Origin of the sequence: Sebaldella termitidis ATCC 33386 (genome assembly GCF_000024405.1) — a bacterium.
Classification (GTDB): Bacteria; Fusobacteriota; Fusobacteriia; order Fusobacteriales; family Leptotrichiaceae; genus Sebaldella; species Sebaldella termitidis.
The window spans coordinates 3,698,028-3,716,287 of record NC_013517.1; the positions used below are offsets into that span (position 1 = coordinate 3,698,028).

General features: G+C 30.3%; 20 protein-coding genes. 7 read left to right on the forward strand and 13 right to left on the reverse strand.

The annotated features are described in order from the left end of the window. Nucleotides 1-423 precede the first annotated feature (423 nt). Nucleotides 424-954: a flavodoxin domain-containing protein gene (locus tag STERM_RS17255; protein WP_012862912.1), complete on the reverse strand. Its 531-nt coding sequence runs from the start codon at nt 952-954 to the stop codon at nt 424-426. Between the two features lie 184 nt (nt 955-1,138). After that, nucleotides 1,139-2,038: a LysR family transcriptional regulator gene (locus STERM_RS17260; protein ID WP_012862913.1), complete on the reverse strand. Its 900-nt coding sequence runs from the start codon at nt 2,036-2,038 to the stop codon at nt 1,139-1,141. A 104-nt stretch (nt 2,039-2,142) separates the two neighbouring features. On the opposite strand from STERM_RS17260, the gene STERM_RS17265 reads away from it, so the two are divergent. From STERM_RS17265 to STERM_RS17280, 4 genes are all read left to right on the forward strand, one after another. Continuing rightward, nucleotides 2,143-2,685 (forward strand): chromate transporter, encoded by a 543-nt coding sequence (locus STERM_RS17265; RefSeq protein WP_012862914.1) that lies wholly within the window; start codon nt 2,143-2,145, stop codon nt 2,683-2,685. Next, on the forward strand, nt 2,682-3,236 hold the full coding sequence (locus STERM_RS17270; RefSeq protein WP_012862915.1) for a chromate transporter: 555 nt from the start codon (nt 2,682-2,684) through the stop codon (nt 3,234-3,236). The genes STERM_RS17265 and STERM_RS17270 overlap by 4 nt, the downstream gene beginning before the upstream one ends. A 170-nt stretch (nt 3,237-3,406) precedes the next feature. Beyond that, nucleotides 3,407-4,462: an alpha/beta hydrolase gene (locus STERM_RS17275; protein WP_012862916.1), complete on the forward strand. Its 1,056-nt coding sequence runs from the start codon at nt 3,407-3,409 to the stop codon at nt 4,460-4,462. 275 nt (nt 4,463-4,737) lie between these two features. Then, a complete protein-coding gene (locus STERM_RS17280) occupies nt 4,738-5,781 on the forward strand; it encodes an aldo/keto reductase (RefSeq protein WP_211205110.1) in 1,044 nt (347 codons plus the stop codon). A gap of 83 nt (nt 5,782-5,864) precedes the next feature. On the opposite strand, the gene STERM_RS17285 is transcribed toward STERM_RS17280, so the two are convergent. From STERM_RS17285 to STERM_RS22855, 3 genes are all read right to left on the reverse strand, one after another. Then, nucleotides 5,865-6,782 carry a 2-thiouracil desulfurase family protein gene (locus STERM_RS17285; protein ID WP_012862918.1) on the reverse strand — a complete coding sequence of 306 codons (918 nt, stop codon included), beginning with the start codon at nt 6,780-6,782 and terminating at the stop codon, nt 5,865-5,867. A gap of 25 nt (nt 6,783-6,807) precedes the next feature. Continuing rightward, nucleotides 6,808-8,169, reverse strand: coding sequence for a deoxyribodipyrimidine photo-lyase (locus tag STERM_RS17290; RefSeq protein ID WP_012862919.1), 1,362 nt, complete (start codon nt 8,167-8,169; stop codon nt 6,808-6,810). 62 nt (nt 8,170-8,231) lie between these two features. Beyond that, the gene (locus STERM_RS22855; protein ID WP_081439693.1) at nt 8,232-8,369 is read right to left on the reverse strand and encodes a lipocalin family protein; all 138 of its coding nucleotides are present in this window, start codon (nt 8,367-8,369) and stop codon (nt 8,232-8,234) included. A gap of 332 nt (nt 8,370-8,701) precedes the next feature. Here STERM_RS22855 and STERM_RS17295 point away from each other — a divergent pair, with 332 nt between their 5' ends. Both STERM_RS17295 and STERM_RS17300 read left to right on the forward strand, forming a co-directional pair. Next, nucleotides 8,702-9,730, forward strand: coding sequence for a linear amide C-N hydrolase (locus STERM_RS17295; RefSeq protein WP_012862920.1), 1,029 nt, complete (start codon nt 8,702-8,704; stop codon nt 9,728-9,730). Nucleotides 9,731-9,753: 23 nt separating this feature from the next. Then, the gene (locus STERM_RS17300; protein ID WP_012862921.1) at nt 9,754-11,067 is read left to right on the forward strand and encodes an OmpP1/FadL family transporter; all 1,314 of its coding nucleotides are present in this window, start codon (nt 9,754-9,756) and stop codon (nt 11,065-11,067) included. A gap of 81 nt (nt 11,068-11,148) precedes the next feature. Here the strand turns inward: STERM_RS17300 and STERM_RS22310 are convergent, their stop codons facing one another. The 7 genes from STERM_RS22310 to STERM_RS17330 form a co-directional block, all read right to left on the reverse strand. Beyond that, a complete protein-coding gene (locus tag STERM_RS22310) occupies nt 11,149-11,379 on the reverse strand; it encodes a hypothetical protein (RefSeq protein ID WP_041310098.1) in 231 nt (76 codons plus the stop codon). A gap of 151 nt (nt 11,380-11,530) precedes the next feature. Then, nucleotides 11,531-11,641 (reverse strand): family 1 glycosylhydrolase, encoded by a 111-nt coding sequence (locus STERM_RS22860; RefSeq protein ID WP_211205111.1) that lies wholly within the window; start codon nt 11,639-11,641, stop codon nt 11,531-11,533. Nucleotides 11,642-11,677: 36 nt separating this feature from the next. Next, nucleotides 11,678-12,061 carry a VOC family protein gene (locus STERM_RS17310; RefSeq protein WP_012862922.1) on the reverse strand — a complete coding sequence of 128 codons (384 nt, stop codon included), beginning with the start codon at nt 12,059-12,061 and terminating at the stop codon, nt 11,678-11,680. A 368-nt stretch (nt 12,062-12,429) separates the two neighbouring features. Further along, a complete protein-coding gene (locus tag STERM_RS17315; protein ID WP_012862923.1) occupies nt 12,430-13,161 on the reverse strand; it encodes a 4Fe-4S binding protein in 732 nt (243 codons plus the stop codon). Nucleotides 13,162-13,577: 416 nt separating this feature from the next. Then, nucleotides 13,578-14,237: a hypothetical protein gene (locus STERM_RS17320; RefSeq protein WP_012862924.1), complete on the reverse strand. Its 660-nt coding sequence runs from the start codon at nt 14,235-14,237 to the stop codon at nt 13,578-13,580. Nucleotides 14,238-14,307: 70 nt separating this feature from the next. Then, complete coding sequence (locus STERM_RS17325) at nt 14,308-15,297, reverse strand: hypothetical protein (RefSeq protein WP_012862925.1); 990 nt, start codon at nt 15,295-15,297, stop codon at nt 14,308-14,310. Nucleotides 15,298-15,659: 362 nt separating this feature from the next. Continuing rightward, the gene (locus tag STERM_RS17330; protein ID WP_012862926.1) at nt 15,660-16,154 is read right to left on the reverse strand and encodes a lipocalin family protein; all 495 of its coding nucleotides are present in this window, start codon (nt 16,152-16,154) and stop codon (nt 15,660-15,662) included. 360 nt (nt 16,155-16,514) lie between these two features. Between STERM_RS17330 and STERM_RS17335 the strand changes: the two genes are divergently transcribed. Beyond that, nucleotides 16,515-17,510, forward strand: a complete 996-nt coding sequence (locus STERM_RS17335; RefSeq protein ID WP_012862927.1) for a YeiH family protein — start codon at nt 16,515-16,517, stop codon at nt 17,508-17,510. 256 nt (nt 17,511-17,766) lie between these two features. Here the strand turns inward: STERM_RS17335 and STERM_RS17340 are convergent, their stop codons facing one another. Then, entirely contained in the window at nt 17,767-18,144 is a 378-nt protein-coding gene (locus STERM_RS17340; protein WP_012862928.1) for a nuclear transport factor 2 family protein, read from the reverse strand. Nucleotides 18,145-18,260: the final 116 nt, after the last annotated feature.

An 18,260-nucleotide genomic window follows, 5' to 3' on the forward strand; every position in this document is an offset into this window, starting at 1 on the left:
ATTTTATTTTCGTATAATTATAGTTTTTAATTAGGTTTTATCCTATAGAATTTCGGCTTCACTTTTTTTATTTTATAAAACCACAAAATATTTTACAATCTTTTTATAGAACATCGATCTAAAAGTATCAAATATTATTTTTTATGAAAGAATATACTTATGACAAAAAAATTAAGAATATATTTCGATACACATGTATACAATAATTCACATCTTAAACTTTATTATATTTTTTTATATTTCAAAAAAATAGAGCTTTTTATCACTCTATTTTTACTAATACAATATTATTTATTTATATTTTCGATTATATCCGTCTACTTACTTCCTAAAATCCAAGAAATTTAAAACTTCTGTTTTCCAGCTTTATAATACATTATTTACAGTGTATAGTTAAAATTCAGCCAAGCTCGTATTTTTCAATTACCTGTCAATATGATTTTTTATATAATCAATAAGCGGCGTAATATCATTTTGTTTTGTAAAATCAACTTCTTTTCCGTATGTATCAATAAAGGCACGTTCCTCATTGTTTAATTGTGTATAGTCTTTATTGCCTATAGTCATTTTTTTCATCACAGCCATCATCCCTCGATGGACAATGTTCAGCTTTTTATAATCGATACCGCCGCGAAAGTGAAAGACTTTTACTTGATCCCTTAGTTCTGCGGGCAGATTCTTATCCAGTATCTTCGAATAATCCGTTTCTTCGGGATTTGCCAAACCTACAGTAAAAAGGATAAGTTCCTTTGGCGGATTTTTTGTTACTAAATTAATTCCAAGAATACCGCTTGCATAAAGCCCTCCGCCAAATATAACAAGATCATAATCAGAGATATCTTCTGATTTAACAGACGATCTTTCAAGCAGCTTTGCATCTAATGCCTCTGCAATCCATTCTGCATATTGTTTAGTCGTACCATAGTGTGATTTGTAAATTACTGCAATTTTCAAATCATTTCCTCCATTCCTGATATACTTTGCTGTGTAATTTGTTATTCATATAAAATTCCTTCTGATTTAGTCAGAACCTGCAGATTCTCATAAAAATATTCCGGTGTTTTGAATATATTCTTTGATAATATGTGAATTATATCTTTTTTTCAATCATTTTTCCAGAATTATAATATCTGATTCTTTATTTTATAAAATTTGCATATTGTTCCTCGGCTTTTTTGAAATAGTTAATAATATCAGTATATCTTTTATTCCCGTTTTTTCCTTTCAGAGTTATAACATAGTTAACAGTAGACATTTTACAGCCGTCAATATAAAGCCGTTTAAAAATCCCGTCATTTAAATACTGTATTGCCAAAGGCTCCGGCAGTACCGTTATACCCATACCGGCTTGGGCGGCCTTTATAAGAACTTCTGTATTAATGCTTTCTAATACAGGCGATATATCAGCCTTGAGTTCATGCGTTAATTCATCAAAGCAGTCTCTCAATGTGCTTCCTTTTTCCCTTAATAAAAACGGAAGACTAAGCAGGTCATCACGGTTAATTTTTTCTTTGCCCGCAAATTTACTATGTGAAGAGCATACTAAAAAGAGTGAGTATTCAGAAAGTATCTCTGTATTAAATCCTTGATTTGATTCAAAACCTTCTATAAAGGCGATATCTATTTCTCCGTTCAGCAATCTCTGCTGAACCTGCTGAACATTCTCCGAATATATCTTCAAAGGAGTTTCGGGATACTTAATTTTGAACTGTTCTACTGCATACGGCAGAGAGTTCATCGCTATAGTCAGACTTATTCCTAATCTCAGAGGAATTTTCCCGCTGCTGTGGCTGTCAAAATTTTTTAGAGCTTCAAAATCTTCCATTAACTGATCTGCCTTAATTCGGAATATCTTTCCTGCTTCATTAAGATGCAGCTTCCCGTTAATTCTGTCGAAAAGTAAAATCCCAATATCAGTTTCAAGTTCTCTGATTGTTTTGGAGATTGCAGGCTGTGATAAGTATAACCGTTTTGAAGTTTCTGTTACAGACATAGTTTCACATACTGCCAAAAATATTTCTAACTGCCGTATATTCATTTTTTCACCCCATAACTTTTTAGTTATACTAATCTTACCATATATATATTTTTATTCAAGTTAAGAAACTGATAATATATATTCAAACACTTTAGGAGGTTTTCATGAATAAAAATTTTATACTGCTTAAAATTTATTTGCTGGCAGGAGCATTCACATTCTCAGGCGGTATGGCTATGCTCCCTCTTATTGAGAGAGAACTGTGTGAAAAGTACGGCTTAATCGATAAGGAAAGCTTATACGAATATACAGCCTTATCCCAAACATTTCCCGGAGTTATCGCCCTTACAAATGCCTGCTTTGTGGGAAAGAAAATAAATGGCACAGGCGGTATGATTTTTGCCGGAATCGGAGCTATTTTACCGGCATATATTCTAATGTCCCTTGCTACATTACTTTATCAAATGCTGCCGCAGCAGGGTCCGATATTAAGTGCATTAACTGCTGTCCGTGCAACTTCCGCATCTTTTTTATTTGCCGCAGCATACACAATTGCAAAGTACAGCTTGAAAGACAGAGTTAATATAATTATTGCGTTAATCTGCTTTATATGCACAGCACTTAATCTTGTCAAAGCACCAATTTTGATTGTGATTTCAGCTCTTATCGGAATCTTTATTATTTTCACGGGAAAGGATAAAAAATGATACTTTTAATATTTTTTACATTTTTAAAAATAGGATTTTTAGGATTTGGCGGCGGATATGCAATGCTGTCACTGATTTTTGAAGAAGCATCTAAATTTGGGATGACTGCTGATCAATTTGCTGATTTGAATGCTCTGGATGTATTAATTCCCGGACCTATTGCTGTTAATTCAGCGACATATGTAGGTCAGCTGTATGGCGGTTTTTCCGGAGCCCTGGCAGCTACAGCTGCTGTCAGTATTCCATCACTTATATTTGTCCCTGTCTTTATGCTGTATGAAAAAAAAATAAACTGCAACAGTTATTTGAATGCCGCTCTAACAAGTGTCAAAGCTGCCTCTGCAGGGCTTATTTCCGCGGTTGCATTATCTCTCATGCTTACAGCTGTAATAAACACATCTGATCTTTCTGCCCGGCAGTATTTTAATTTTGACTGGTTTTCTCTTATAATAATGACTGCAGGATTTATATCCCATATTCGTTATAAAATCAATCCGGTTGTAATCACATTAGCTGCCGGAGCTGCTGGATGGTGTATTTATTTTATCTGATCAGGACTATATTGATATCTTTATTTCTTTACATATTTCCTTTATATTTCTTATTATAGTTTTTAAGCATGAAAGGCTATGTAAAATAAGTATTTGAACATTATACCAAACTTTTTTATAATTATAATATAAGAAAAATATAAAATATTAAATTATAAGGAGGCAATATAATGAGTAGATCATTTCTGTCATTTTTTAAAAAAACAGCTGTCGGCATAGCCTTAATAAGTATGGGTGCGGGAAGCAGCCTGAGAGCCGATACAGTGAGCGGGGCAGATAATTTTTATAAAAGCAGCAGGGTAAATCAGGAAAAAGTAACATTTCAAAATCAATATAGAATGAAAGTTACAGGAAATTTGTTTATTCCTAAAAATATGAAGCGGAATACTAAAAACCCCGCAATTATTATTGGACATCCAATGGGAGCAGTAAAGGAACAAAGCTCTAATTTATATGCACAAAAGCTTGCAGAACAAGGATTTGTCACACTGACAATAGATTTATCCTTTTGGGGTGAAAGTGAAGGGGAGCCGCGTAATGCTGTATCACCAGATATTTATTCCGAAGATTTCAGTGCAGCTGTGGACTATCTGGGAACCCGTTCATTTATAGATAAAAATAAAATCGGAGTACTTGGAATCTGCGGCAGCGGAAGCTTTGCAATAAGTGCAGCAAAAATAGATTCCCGTATAAAAGCTGTTGCTACAGTGAGTATGTATGATATGGGAACTGCCAGCCGCAGTGCACTTAATAATTCAATGTCGCTTGAACAGAGAAAAAATCTTATTGCCAAAGTTTCAGAACAGCGTTATGTCGAATTTAACGGAGGACCTACTGAATATACAGGAGGTACAGTACATAAAATTGACGAAAATTCTTCTCCGATTGAAAAGGAATTTTATGAATTTTACCGTACTCCACGCGGAGAGTACACTCCAGATGGGTCATCTCCTGAATTAACAACACATCCGACACTGACAAGCATCGTAAAATTTATGAATTTTTATCCGTTTAACGATATTGAAACTATTTCTCCGCGTCCAATGCTATTTATTACTGGGGATCAGGCTCACTCTAAGGAATTTAGCGAAGATGCCTACAGACGGGCTGCCGAGCCAAAAGAGCTGTATATTGTTCCCGGAGCAGGACATGTTGATTTATATGATCGTGTTAACTTGATTCCTTTTGATAAATTAACAAATTTTTTCAAAACAAATCTAAAATAATGATGTATAGTCATTAAGCTTAATTAAGTCAGACTTTCTTCTTAGCTTCATTCAGGAAAATCAGAACAATATTCAGAAAAATTTGTTCTGATTTTCTTTAAAGAATTAGATTTTTTCTGTTTCAAAGCACATATCCCCCGCACTTAGTAAAAAAAACATACAGATTCTGTTTTCTAAAGAAAGGAATGAATATTATGATCATAAACTTCAATAATAACAACTCTGTCAGCTTCATTTCCCATATCCAAAAGCTGATCAATTTCAATTTCCGCATAATGCCCGAAAAGAATACCATAATGCAGATATCTGACAATATTCTTGAGCATGCTTTTAAAAAAATTAAAAGTATAAGCATAAAAGCTGCTGTTTTCAACAAAATAATCAATACAGTTTTCAATAGTTTCTGTATACTTAGTTTATTGATTTCTTTCTCTGCCTGCAGCCCGAGCTCAACAAACAATGTCGAACCGCCTGCCTCACCTGCCAAATCTGCTGTATCTGATGTTTCTTTTAACTTTGATACAAAAACAGTAAAGTTAAACAGCGGGTATGAAATGCCTGTCATCGGACTCGGCACATATAGTTTAAAAGATGATATATGTGTAAATTCTGTGTCTGCTGCACTTAAGAACGGATATAGACTGATAGATACTGCCTATATATATCATAATGAGGAAAGTGTCGGCAAGGGAATCAGAGAGTCAGGTGTTCCGAGAGAGGAAATTTTCATCACAACAAAACTATACATGAATCAATATGCAGATGCTGAAAATGCGATCAATGAGGCTCTGAAAAAACTTGATGTCGATTACATAGACCTAATTCTGCTGCATCACCCCGGTGCTCATGATATAGAAGCATATAAAGCAATGGAAAAAGCGGTTAGCGAAGGGAAAATCCGTTCTATCGGACTATCTAATTATTACATAGACGAGCTTGAAGACTTTCTTCCTCAAATCACAATAATGCCGGCACTTATTCAAAACGAAATCCATCCGTATTATCAGGAAAATGAAGTAATTAAGTATATGCTTGAAAAAGGAATAGTAATGGAAGCATGGTATCCTTTAGGCGGAAGAGGTCATACCGCTGAATTGTTTAATAATGAAACTATAGCAGAAATTGCAAAAGTACATAACAAATCATCTGCTCAAATTATTCTCAGATGGCATCTTCAAAAGGGTGTCGTTGCTATACCGGGATCAAGTAATCCGGAGCACATCAAAGAAAATATGAATATCTTTGATTTTGAATTAACTGCTGAAGATATGAAAAAAATTAACTCGCTTGACCGAAATGAAAAACATGACTGGTACTGATATTTTGAGATAGTATCCCAATTTCCGTGTAAACTTCAGCCGTTCCATAAAAAAATGCCTTAAATACAGGCATTTTTTTACATTCAATCTTTTTTTAACATTATACTTATTGGAGAACTCCCGAAACTCAATGATTCTAAATTTGACAATTTTTCTATTTCTAAAACCTCTTCTGCTAAATGTGTTATATTTCTTAATTCACTAGGTTCCATGATCTTTTCAGATTTCAAACCATACTTTTTTGAAAGATATTTATAGTTTTTCCATAGCATATTTTTTATTTTTTCTGTACTTGAAGGTTTACGGAGTAAATCCATTATTTCTTTTTTTATTTCATTTCTTTTTTGAAAATCATAAGTTTTTAACATTGACAATTTTCTGCCTATTTCATCTGCATTTTGACGGTTAATTTCCTGAACCAAGAATTTTAGTGTATGCCATATTTCATAAATTTCATCTGCTTTTTCAAAATTTTGCTCTTTTAACCATATATATGCATACATCCTTCTTCTCCAGTCCCACCATTTTATCGGACTTTGCAGGTCAGACGAAGGAATAAGGAAAATGTTCTCTTTTAATAATAATGAGCCAAAAATTCCCGGCGGCTTTCCCAGCCTGCTGTTTTTTAAGGTTGTTCTATAAACTCCGCAAGACGGACTCCCCTCCATATAAATAAATACATCTGCTTTTACTCTTTTTAAAAATTCTAAACTCTCTGTCATTCCTCTAATTATTTCATGATTAACCTGCTGACCATTAGAATTTTTCACAATTGCTTTATTATCCCAAAAATCATCACCATTTCCCCCTACTAATCTTATGGGCTTTCTTGGTACTCCTAATTCTGACAATACTTCGGGACATATTGGATGCCATATAAAAAGTTCCTTTTCTCGTTTTAAATATCCCAGCATATCCCAACCTTTAAAATTATATCTTACTTTTGCACCTAATTGACATGCTGATATGCCTATGTTTATTTTTCTCTCTAATCTTTTCATGAAATTATCACCATTCCTAAAAAGTCTATAGTTTATTTATCTTCTCCACATATTTCTCTATATCAAATTTCCTTTTCAAACCATTTGAGTTCATATATCTTAATTTTCCGAAAATATTTCTTTCATTCCAAGCTCTGTCATGTTTTCCAAAACACCATGCTATTCCTGCATAACCGTTTTCATCTCTGCCGTCAATAAAATACTTATTATTCAGATATTTTATTATTTCATAAGCTTCTTCAAATTTTTCAGTCCATTCTATTATTTTTTTTGCCCAGTACATTCTCATATAGCCATGCATCTTACCTGTTACCATCATTTCTTTCTGAGCCGAATTCCAGTATTCATCATGTGTTTCACTTTTTTCAAGAATTTCTAATGAATACACATACTCTTTTTGATCATTTTTGTGTTTATTCATAGTTTCATATGCCCATAAATATGTCATATTTTGAAATTTATCGTAATCTTGATTATAATAAATAAAATTTATTGCCAATTCTCTCCTTACTATAAGTTCTTCCAAAAATTCCTCCAAAGATTCTCTGTTTTTTTCAGATTTTGAAATTTCTTTTGCCACAAATAAAGGAGATATATTTCCAAAATGCAAATAAGGAGACAAATTTGACTGATATTCTAATTCAGGATTATTTCTAAATTTACTGTATCCTTCTAATTTTTCAGAAATAAAATTTTCCAGAATTTTTTTTGCCGTATTTTCTCCTCCGGTAAAGTAATTTGATTTTCTTACTGTTTTATCTATATTCAGGCTTTCAATTATTTCATGTATTTTTTCTAAATCAAAATCAGTTTTAATTTCATCTAGATAATTCATTTCATATTTAGTATATTCAAAATCTTTATTTAAATAAAAATCTAAAACCTTATGTAATTTTCCTCTGAGAGTCCTTGCTGAATATTCTTCTTTTAAAGATGCTATTTCTATCGGCACTACTACATCTGATTCTATTTGAATCATTCTTACAGAAACTTTTTCCCCGACTTCTTCTCTTATTTTTCTCAAATATTTTAAATATGCCCTATCGGTTATAATACAGACAGATCTTTTTGAATACTCCAAAATCTTAGTTATCAAAGGACTTGAATCTAAAACTATGAATCTAATCCCTCTGTCTTTTAAGTTTTTCTCCGCATCTTTAAGCGATTCAAAAAGAAAATAACAGCTTCGTTCATTCATTTCTGAAAATTTTCTGTCAAAACAAAAAATTACCAATAAATTTTTTTTTAAATCATTTGCTAAATGAATTGCATATTCTAATGAATGATTATAGGAACTTCTTATGCTTCTCTGCATCCAGTAAATAATAAAATCACCGTTTTTATCCATCTTTTTATTATTAATACTTTTTATTCTATTTTCAAACATAATTATCCTCTGCCTATTCTAAAATTTTTTAAGTAATTTTGCATCATAGCCATTTTGACTAATTAATTATATATTTCTTCCTCTAAGCTATCTTTCCGGTTTAATACCCAAGGGTAATTTCCCCTGTTTCCGCCCGCTGCTGCATATTGATAAACACTATCTGCATATAATACGTCATAATCAGCTCTAAAAAAACGGATAAAATATACTTTTTATAACTCTTTATCAATAATCCTGGTTTTTCTTTACCACTTTGACAAGTCTATCAGTATTTAAATAATATTCTTTCATTACATTAACCAAATTTTTTTAAATCTATTATTTATTTCAGGCATTTCATATATACTTTTCTAATACTCTTCCGATTATTTCACTGTAAAATATCTAATAGTTTATTTATTAAATATATTCTTATTATACTATATAAACAAAAATTTTCCACTCCTTATTTTTATACTTTTATAAATTATATTGCTTTAATTTTCTACATGTTATATAATATCATTAAATTTATATTTATGGAGGTACTAAAATGGAAAGAATCAAGAAATTTTCATTTTTATTTTTTCTTTTTTTGTTTGTAAGTACAATATTTTATGCGTGTACAGTTATTTACTGGAATAAAAACCCTGATAAACTTATAGGGAGAAATATGGATTGGTATACAAATGTAGAAACTGAATTTTGGGTACTTCCCAGAGGTATAAAAAGAGATGGGATGGTAGGGAAAAACAGTATGAAATGGGAATCTAAATATGGAAGTACGATTGTTTTTTTTGAGGCCCCCATTGACGGAATGAATGAAAAAGGTCTTACAGGTCATGTTTTATGGCTTGGCGAGGCAGATTTCGGTAAAAGAAATGAAAAAACTCAAGGTATGGCCTTAGGTTTCTGGCTGCAGTATTATCTTGATAATTTTGCTACTGTTAAAGAAGCTGTGGCATTCACTAAAAAAACTAATTTCCAATTAGTTGATACGGAATTTGAAGGAAGAAAAGTCGGAGTCCACCTTTATTTAGCCGATGAAAGCGGAGATATTGCCGTGATAGAATATGTTAATGGAAAGCCGGTAATTTATCATGGAAAAGAATATGTTGTTATGACAAATTCACCAACTTATGATAAACAGATAGAAAATTTAGAGCAGTATAAAGTCTTTGGCGGATCTAAAGAACTTCCCGGAAGCTCTGAAGCAGCAGACAGATTCGTAAGAGCAATGTATTATCTTGAAAATTTACCGCAGCCTACTGACTATGAAGATGGAATTGCCAAAATATTCAGCGTAACAAGAAATGTTTCACAGCCTTTCAGAATTAATAATAATCCTGACAGACCTGACAGCAGTACTACAAGATGGAGAAGTGTTATAGATATAACTAATAAAATTTATTATTTTGAAGCAACAAACAGTCCGAATTTAGTTTGGCTCGATATGAAAAAGGTTAACTATGAAAAAGGCTCTGATTTAATGAAAGTTAGAATACAGCCAAATGATAATATTGGTAATATAACTGCTAAACTTCAGAAAACTGAAATGTATAAAATACCATTACCCAACTAAAATAATAAAATCTAAGGAGAAAAATGAAAAAGTTAATAAAACTATTAATGCCTATGGTAATTTCTCTGTCAGCCAGCGGAGCCAGCATCGACTATCTGATGAATAATTCCTCTGTTTATCTGGGGAATCCGGCTCAAACTGCTAATATTTCTGTAGAAAGTGCATTTTTTAATCCGGCAGGACTTGTATATTTAGATGACGGACTTTATTTAAATATAAATGCTTTTTTATCAAGTGTTGAAGAATCTACAGTTTTAGACGGTCAGAAATACAAGGCTGATGATTTTCCGGTTACTCCTAGTTTTAATCTGGTATATAAAAAAGAAAAATTCTCATACTATTTCAATACAAGCATTATAGCCGGAGGAGCTACTTTAAATTTTAAAGACGGTGTACCGGGTTTGGAATTAGCAGCTCAGGGAATAAATAAACTGGATCCGCTGAAAAATACTTCCAGAGCTTTAAACGCAAATTTAGAAAATGGTAACTTTGACGGAGAAAACCGATACTTTCAGGGTGCTGTGGGAATAAGCTATCTTTTGAATGACAAGGTTTCTGTTTCATTAGGAGGAAAATATGTTTACGGAATAAGAAAACTATCAGGACATGCAGAATACTCCTATAACAAATCCAGTCCTCTGGGTGCAATAGTTGACGGCAACGCACTTCATATTGATTCCAAAAGAACTGCTGACGGATTTGGGGGAATTCTGGGAATAGATATAAAGCCTACCGACACCTTAAATATAGCCTTAAAATTTGAAACTCCCGTTAAACTAAATTTCAAAGCTAGCACTAGTGAAGATGAAAAAATTTATCTTGGATTTCTGAACAGAAGTCTGGGGATATCGACTTTTTATCCTGAATATAAAGATGGAAATAAGATGCGGCGTGATCTGCCTGCCGTACTATCAGCAGGAGTATCCAATAAGATAAATAAAGTAACGCTTTTATTTAGTTATAGCCATTATTTTAATAAAGCTGCCAATATAGATAATCAGAATTATGATGACGGAAACGAAGCAGGTATTGGTATAATGTATGATATAAATGATAAATTTACCTGGACAGCCGGAATAAATATAGCTGATACCGGTGCTTCAAGAGCTACTTATGATGATACGGAATTTGCCTTAAATTCTCAGTTATACGGAACAGGTGTAATATTCAAGCCAAATGAAAAAAATGAATTTGTCCTTTCTTTGGCTTATATCCATTATAATTCCGAAAATGGAGTTGACGAACACTTTGTTCCGGGAGCGGATTTTGAAAAATCAAAAGTCCGGTATAAGAAATCAATAACCAGTCTTGGACTTGGCTATACATATAAATTCTAAAAAAATAAGGATTGCCTTTTCAGGGTAATCCTTATTTATATTTAGAGAAAAAGTGTAAAAAACCTGTATTTTCTAAGCTTATTAAAATCTGTCCGATAGTTCCGCCAGAGATTCAATTATTAATTTATAATCGAAGTTATTTTTATATTTCATATATTTTATGAAGAAGTTATTTTCCTTCCCCAAGCTTAATTTAGAATTCCGGGCTTTTCCATTATAAAGAAAACTAATTCCTTTATCTCCTTTTCTTAAGTTTCCATGTTCTCTTTCCCCATGAACCAAATTTTTTGTAAAAATAATTCTTACTGTCATAAATATTATATTTAAAGCCTTTGTTTCCTTTTGATGTTTCTTTTCCGGTAAAATTCTTGTCCATGGAACAGAAAAACGCTAAGATTTAAATCTTATTTCTGTCATTAATGCAGTGTCTTCTTGATAATAACGTAATGATCAGGGTAAATCTTTAAATCCGATGTCCCTTCTGAAACTTTTTTATATCCTGACAGGAAGACTCTTTTCCATCTTCTAAATTCATACCTTCTACTTGATAAGCAGATATACTTGCTCCCCGCAAAAAATTTTAAGAAATAGCTTTCAAATATTATTTTAATTAGACTGTTATTTCGATCTGATTATCTTCAACAGCCACTATACAGCTCTCGTAATATCCATCACCAGTTGTACGTGGTCCGCTTATTACCTCATAACCGTCTTCTTTCATTTTTGATGTCAAAGAATCGACTTTTTCTTTACTCCCTACACTAAAAGCCAGATGTATAAAACCAGTTCTGGTTAAAGTTTTTTTTGTATCCTCCATTATTTCCTTAGTCATTATTTCTAAACGCGCTCCATCTTCAAAGCTGAGAAAATAGGATTTAAATCCTGTCCTTTGATTATGGTACATCTCATTTGATACAGCATCAAAATATTTTATAAAAAACTCTTTTGCCGCCTCTAAGTCATTTACATACATTGCAATATGTTCGATTTTCATATTAGATCTTCCTTTCTATTTTTAATCATTCAATAAATGGTAAATGGATTTCATACTCTAATAAGTACAGTAATATTCAAATTCCGGTTTTTCAATTCTTTTTTTGAATATTAATACAGGCCCCTAAATATTTCTTTTGATGTGTATCACTGCTAATTGTGATAATCTTACCACCCAGTTCTTTTTATAATTTTAAAATATTCTAGATGGTGTCAATTCCTTTATATTTCTTATTTGTTAATCAATATTACTCAAAATTATTTTTCTAATCTCCCTTCAGAAACTTTCGTCAAATCTTAACAAAAGCGTATAATATTATATATAGATTGTCAAGGGATTAAAGTATAAAGTAAAAATTTTGAACAAGTTTATTTCAATAATCTTGTCAATATCCAAATTCCAAATACTAAAGCTCCAAAAAATGAAATAAGATTGTATTTTCCTGAAAAGCTTCTAATTCCTATACTTAATGTTTTCCGCTCAGGACACTCGGCAATACATGATAAACAGTTTATACATTTTGGATTTAATATTTCATTATGTCGAGAAACTTTTATTTCCATTGGGCAGGATTTATCACATTTTTGACAGTTTACACATTTTTCATTATCTCGTTTAATAGTTAAAATTCTCCCAAAGCTCAAAAGTCCGTATCTGGCACCGTCCACACAAAACCATCTACAAAATGGTCTGTCTATAAAGAGAGAAAATATAAGAAATATTATAAGTACAACTAGTGAAATTATTGCTATTTGCTTGCCTCTCAATAAACTAAACATTATTTTCCTTGCATTCAATACATCTGTAATAAGTATAACACTTATAAATAATGGTATATAACGTATTGGTGATAATATTTTATCAATTTTTTCAGGAACATTATAAGTTTTTCTTATAAATTTTTTTCTAATTTTACTCATATACTCTTGTATTGTTCCAAATGGACATATCCATCCGCAATGATAACTTCCTATCAAAAATGTAACACTCAGTACAATTAATCTTGATATTGAACGCTCTAAAATTGTAACAGAAAATATCATAAAACCTAAAAAAATTATTTGTATTAATATTCTAAAATTCACCACTTTTTTTATCATCTAAACACTCCTTTTCTTTTACTATATATTTATTTTATCATTGAAATGTGTCAATTTTATGTTTTAAAAAATGTTTTCATATTCTGAATTGTAATAATTATTGCTCCACTAAAAAAAGGAACTGTACCAAAAAATTTTTATTTTTATACAGTCCTTTGTATGAAAGCGGGAAAGATCACGACTTGTTTTTGTTCAGCTTTATTGTACCAAAATAAACTATTGTATATATTCTGTCTGCTGATGATAAACTATCCCTTACACTTTTTGTAATTTAAAATAATTTTATATTATAATTCATTGCTATAACAGAATCTTCTTCACACTTCATTTTATCATATAATTTTTATTCACTTACTTAAAATACTAACTTTATGAAAGTACAAACTTAGGGAGCCATACTTTTTATTAGTTATCCTTTACTTTATAAAAATCCTGCTTACATTTGCTTCAAAATTTTCAAAATTTATTAGGTAATACTTTTTATTGTTATTTAAAAAATCTCTGTATATACCTATAATTTTTATTTTATTATCTGCAGTCAGCTCTTCTTTTAATATATCTAATTTCCCAAAATTTGCTGAATTAAGATTATGTGTAAACGTTTTTAACAATTCATCTGTTGAAAACAGCTTCTCCATTTTAGACTTTTCATTCCATTTATACTTTATATACAGTCCGTCTTTTTTCATTTCATAATCATAATCTGATCCAAAATCTTCAAAAAATATAAAATCAAAATCTTCATCATATAATTCTGATAAAACTGATGTTTTTTCAATGATTTTCTCTTTTTTCCAGCCTGTACACTCTTTCTCAGGCAGAATTTCACAGCTTGTATATTTATAATCTTTTATCAGTATTTCCTGACTTCTCACACCATTTTTATTGTATTTTAGTAAAAAATTCTTTCTATCATTAAGATAATGATTTCCTTTATTATCATTTAATTCTAATATAGTATAGAGCTCCCCGTTCTTTATTCCTAACGCAGTTTCCTTACCTGTTATATAATCAGGTGGTGTTGATATACTAATAAAAAAAACCGCTATAAATAAAAAAAATACTTTTTTTCTCATAAAAATTCTCCTTCTTATAAAATAATTATTAATGAAATTCTATTCAAAACTGACAATTCAAAATATCAATTTAATTTCTTTCAATAAATTCTACTTTTTTATTCTCTATATAGAATCCTACACTTTCTCCTTCATAAGTACTAAAATAAAACATATAATCTTCCGGCATGTCATAATTTATTGACTCCATAACCATAATAATAAATTTTTGCATTTCTTCTTTTGATAATATTGCATTTTTATCATTTTTTACCATAAAATAAAATGAGCCTGGATAAGACTTAAGAGAATTCTTTGGTTTATTGGTTATACAATGGTATTTTATACTGCTTCCTTTTGATTTCTCATTACAAGATTCTATTTCATCCTGAATAGTATTTTCAAGGATTTCCTCAATCTCATAATTGGAAAGAGCATCTAATTTTCCTCCTGCATACTCCTCAAGAATCTTTCCTCTTAAATTTTCATTTGAAATTTTGAATTTTATATTATCAAGACTGTCCATATTTGTTTTACTGTAATATTTTGTATTTTTCCCATCAAGTATTATTTTTTTACCATTTATCTCAAATTCTTTATTACTGAATTTTTTTAGTAAATCCCCGTATCTTTTTTTAAAAAGTACACCTAATATCTGCTCTTCTATTCTTAACTTGAAATCTGAATTATCCAGATCAATCTTTCTGTCCTTTGAATTAATTTTTCTCATATAATCAGTGTACCATTTTTTTGAATTAGTTTTATGGACAATCTCTTTTTTTATTATTTCGGAAGTAGTAACCAAGACTCTGATTTTACCGTAAACTTGAAGGTCTCCTTTAGTTTTGACCGGAACAAATATCACTTCTTCATTCTTGAGTTTTCCGTCTATTCCATAGTAACTGTTTTCTATATCTGCTATTACCGATATTCCATTTGTATCTGCAATTTTCTGCTCAATTTCAAATTTCAGTTTCTCATCTTTTTGAAATTTTTGTAAAAATTTCTTCCCCTCTTCACTTGTACATGAAAATATTAAAAGTAAAAATAAGAATGAAATTATAAGTGTTTGATTTTTCATTTTTTCTTTTTTTCCTTTTCTGTTTTTTTTGTATAACAATCTGTAACAATCATACCAGATTATTTAATTATTTTGAAACTTCACGGTCTTAGACTTAATTTTCTGTATCTCTTTATATCATATTTTTATAAAATATCAAAACATTACAAATAAAATTAAATATGTTTTATTCTTATTCATATTTTCCAACATCTTTTTCTGTTATTTTATCATTTTTTATCTTCAAACTAAAAGCTTTCTGGTTTTTATTCTCTCTAAAGCTGCATTCAAAGAGATTTTCAGATAAAATAAAACAGGCTGACCTCTATATAGCAGAAAATTCAGCCTGTTTATTTTTAATTGTTGTTTTTTGCCTTCAATTCCTAAAATTTTTGGAGTAATTCAGTATTGTATCCTCTCTTTTGAGCAATATCCACTAATTTTTTATATACATCATTTTCCATGGTCTGTTCTCTGCTTAAAATCCATAAGTAATTTTCAGTTCCTCCGCCCACTGCTGCATATTGATAATCATTATCCACATACAGCACATTATAATCTCCTCCAAAAAAAGGTATAAAGTATACTTTAAGTAATCCGTTATCGATAATTTTAGCTTTTCCTTCTGCTGTCTTCTCTTTATTTTTTATTTTATCATATCCTTTATTTACTACTTTAATACTTCCATCTTCATTTAATGAATATTCCGCCGTTGCATTAATAAGATTTTTTTCAAATCTGTTGTCTATTCTGGCTATCTCATACCATTTTCCCAAATATTTTTCACTATTAAAATTTTCAAGTTTTTTCAGTTCTACTTTATTACTCGAACAAGACAGTACAAATAATAAAAGTAAAATGATATATAGATTTTTCATACTGATCACCTTTCTATGTGTTTTTTAATAATATACCATTTTTTCGATCATTTGCATATAAAAATATTATTCCCCCATTTCGAATTATATTATCAGGCTATTTCTAACGGAGTTTTCTTACCGGAATATTGGCAGCTTTAAGTCTGACACAGCTGTTAATACTTGCAGAATAATCTACTGCTAAAGAAAGAGAGCCGTAACCTTTTGATCAATTACTTGTTCTATCTCTGTCTTCAACATAATTATATATAATTTTATTTTATATATTTATAATTATTTATAATTTTTTATTATATATAATGAATGATATACTTATCATATATAATAAATGTATCTAAAAATACAGAAAGGAAATCATATATGCTATCTTTAAATAAAATTAGAAATTATATCCCCGGAATTATATTATCAGTTCTGATTATGCTGATTTCACAATTACTTTCCCGCATTATTCCTGTTATCGGCAGTGCTACTATAGCTATTCTTTCGGGGATCATATTAGGAAATATTTTTTTTCATTCAAATATATGGAGTAAAGGAACAGGATTTTGTGAAAAGACATTACTTGAAATTTCCGTTGTTCTTTTAGGATTTTCTATAACAATCCAATCCATAATTACATTTGGTTTATCCGGGATATTTTTTATATTAACTCTCATAATTGGAACCATAACTGTTTCTATGTGGCTGGGTCGTAAGCTGGGCTTTTCAAAAAAATCAACTGTGATGATGGCAGTTGGCAATGCAATATGCGGCTCTTCAGCTATTGCTTCAATCGCTCCCATTATTGATGCTGACAACGGGGAAAAAGGAAGAATCATCACTCTGGTTAACTTATTAGGAACGATTTTGATGTTGGGAATGCCTGTATTGGTAGTACTTCTTTTCAAAAATAATCCATTAAAACAAGGAGCTGTTATAGGAGGAACTATACAATCTGTTGGTCAGGTTGCTGGTGCCGGAAGTATATTAGGTGTTAAAATTCTTAATATTGCCATGTTATTTAAAATTATAAGAATAATGTTTTTAGCCTTTGTAGTTATCTTTTTTTCATATTTTGGAACTTCTAATTCAACAAATGAGAAAAAAATAGTCTGGCAGAAAATTATTCCATGGTATGTAATCGGATTTCTGTTAATCGGTATAATAAATAGTTATTTTCCTATTTCAAAACAAATAATACTTAATGCTCACAATTTCGGGACTTATCTAGAAATAACTGCATTAGCTGCTATTGGTTTACGTTTAGATATTTCTGCTTTTTTTAAAGAAGGAAAAAAACTCGCTCTGTACGGTTTAGGTGTGGGATTTTCACAAATAGTTCTGAGTTTTATTTTTATTAAGCTTTTTTATTAAAATTATCAGATTTAAAGTAATGAAAAAGTCCAAAAATTGAAAAAAGAACAAAAAAGACTGATAGTTAACAACTAAAAGTCTTTTTTAGTATATCTCAGGTATTTTAAGCATTTGTGGCTTTTATTTATCATATAAAAATTTAAAAATACTAATTACTTTTAATCTTTTCAATTAAAAAGCAAAAATATATATTTACACTATTTGAAAAATTATAAAACATAAAAAAATAAAACTATTTTCTACTAGAACTAATACTTTAACTTCTTTCATTCATGCTATCAAAAGGTATCTTAGAATCGGCTACAACCTGCCATAATTTAACTTTTTCTTTTTCTACTCTAATTTTCCAAAAAGCTGGGATTTTCCAATACGAATTTTTATTTCCCTTATAACTTCCGCTGGCAAAACCTAATAGACCAATTGAAGCATTGCTTTTGAAATATTCCAATATTTCTATATGATAATCAGGAAACCATTCAAAATAGTCTTTCCAGCCTTTTGACATCTCTTTTTTTGTTTCCTTCCTGTTCCAAGTGTCAATAAATTCATGATCTTCACTCATTAATTCTATAATTTTTTCAACATTATGTTCATTTATTGCTTCAACAAACTGTAAAATAATATCTTCAATCATATATAAGTCTCCTTAATCTTTTTCTCTAATTATAACATGAACCACAAAATAATAAATGATATTATGATATAAAACTATAATTTAAAAACAAGCTTTTTTGACTATTGAAGCAACAT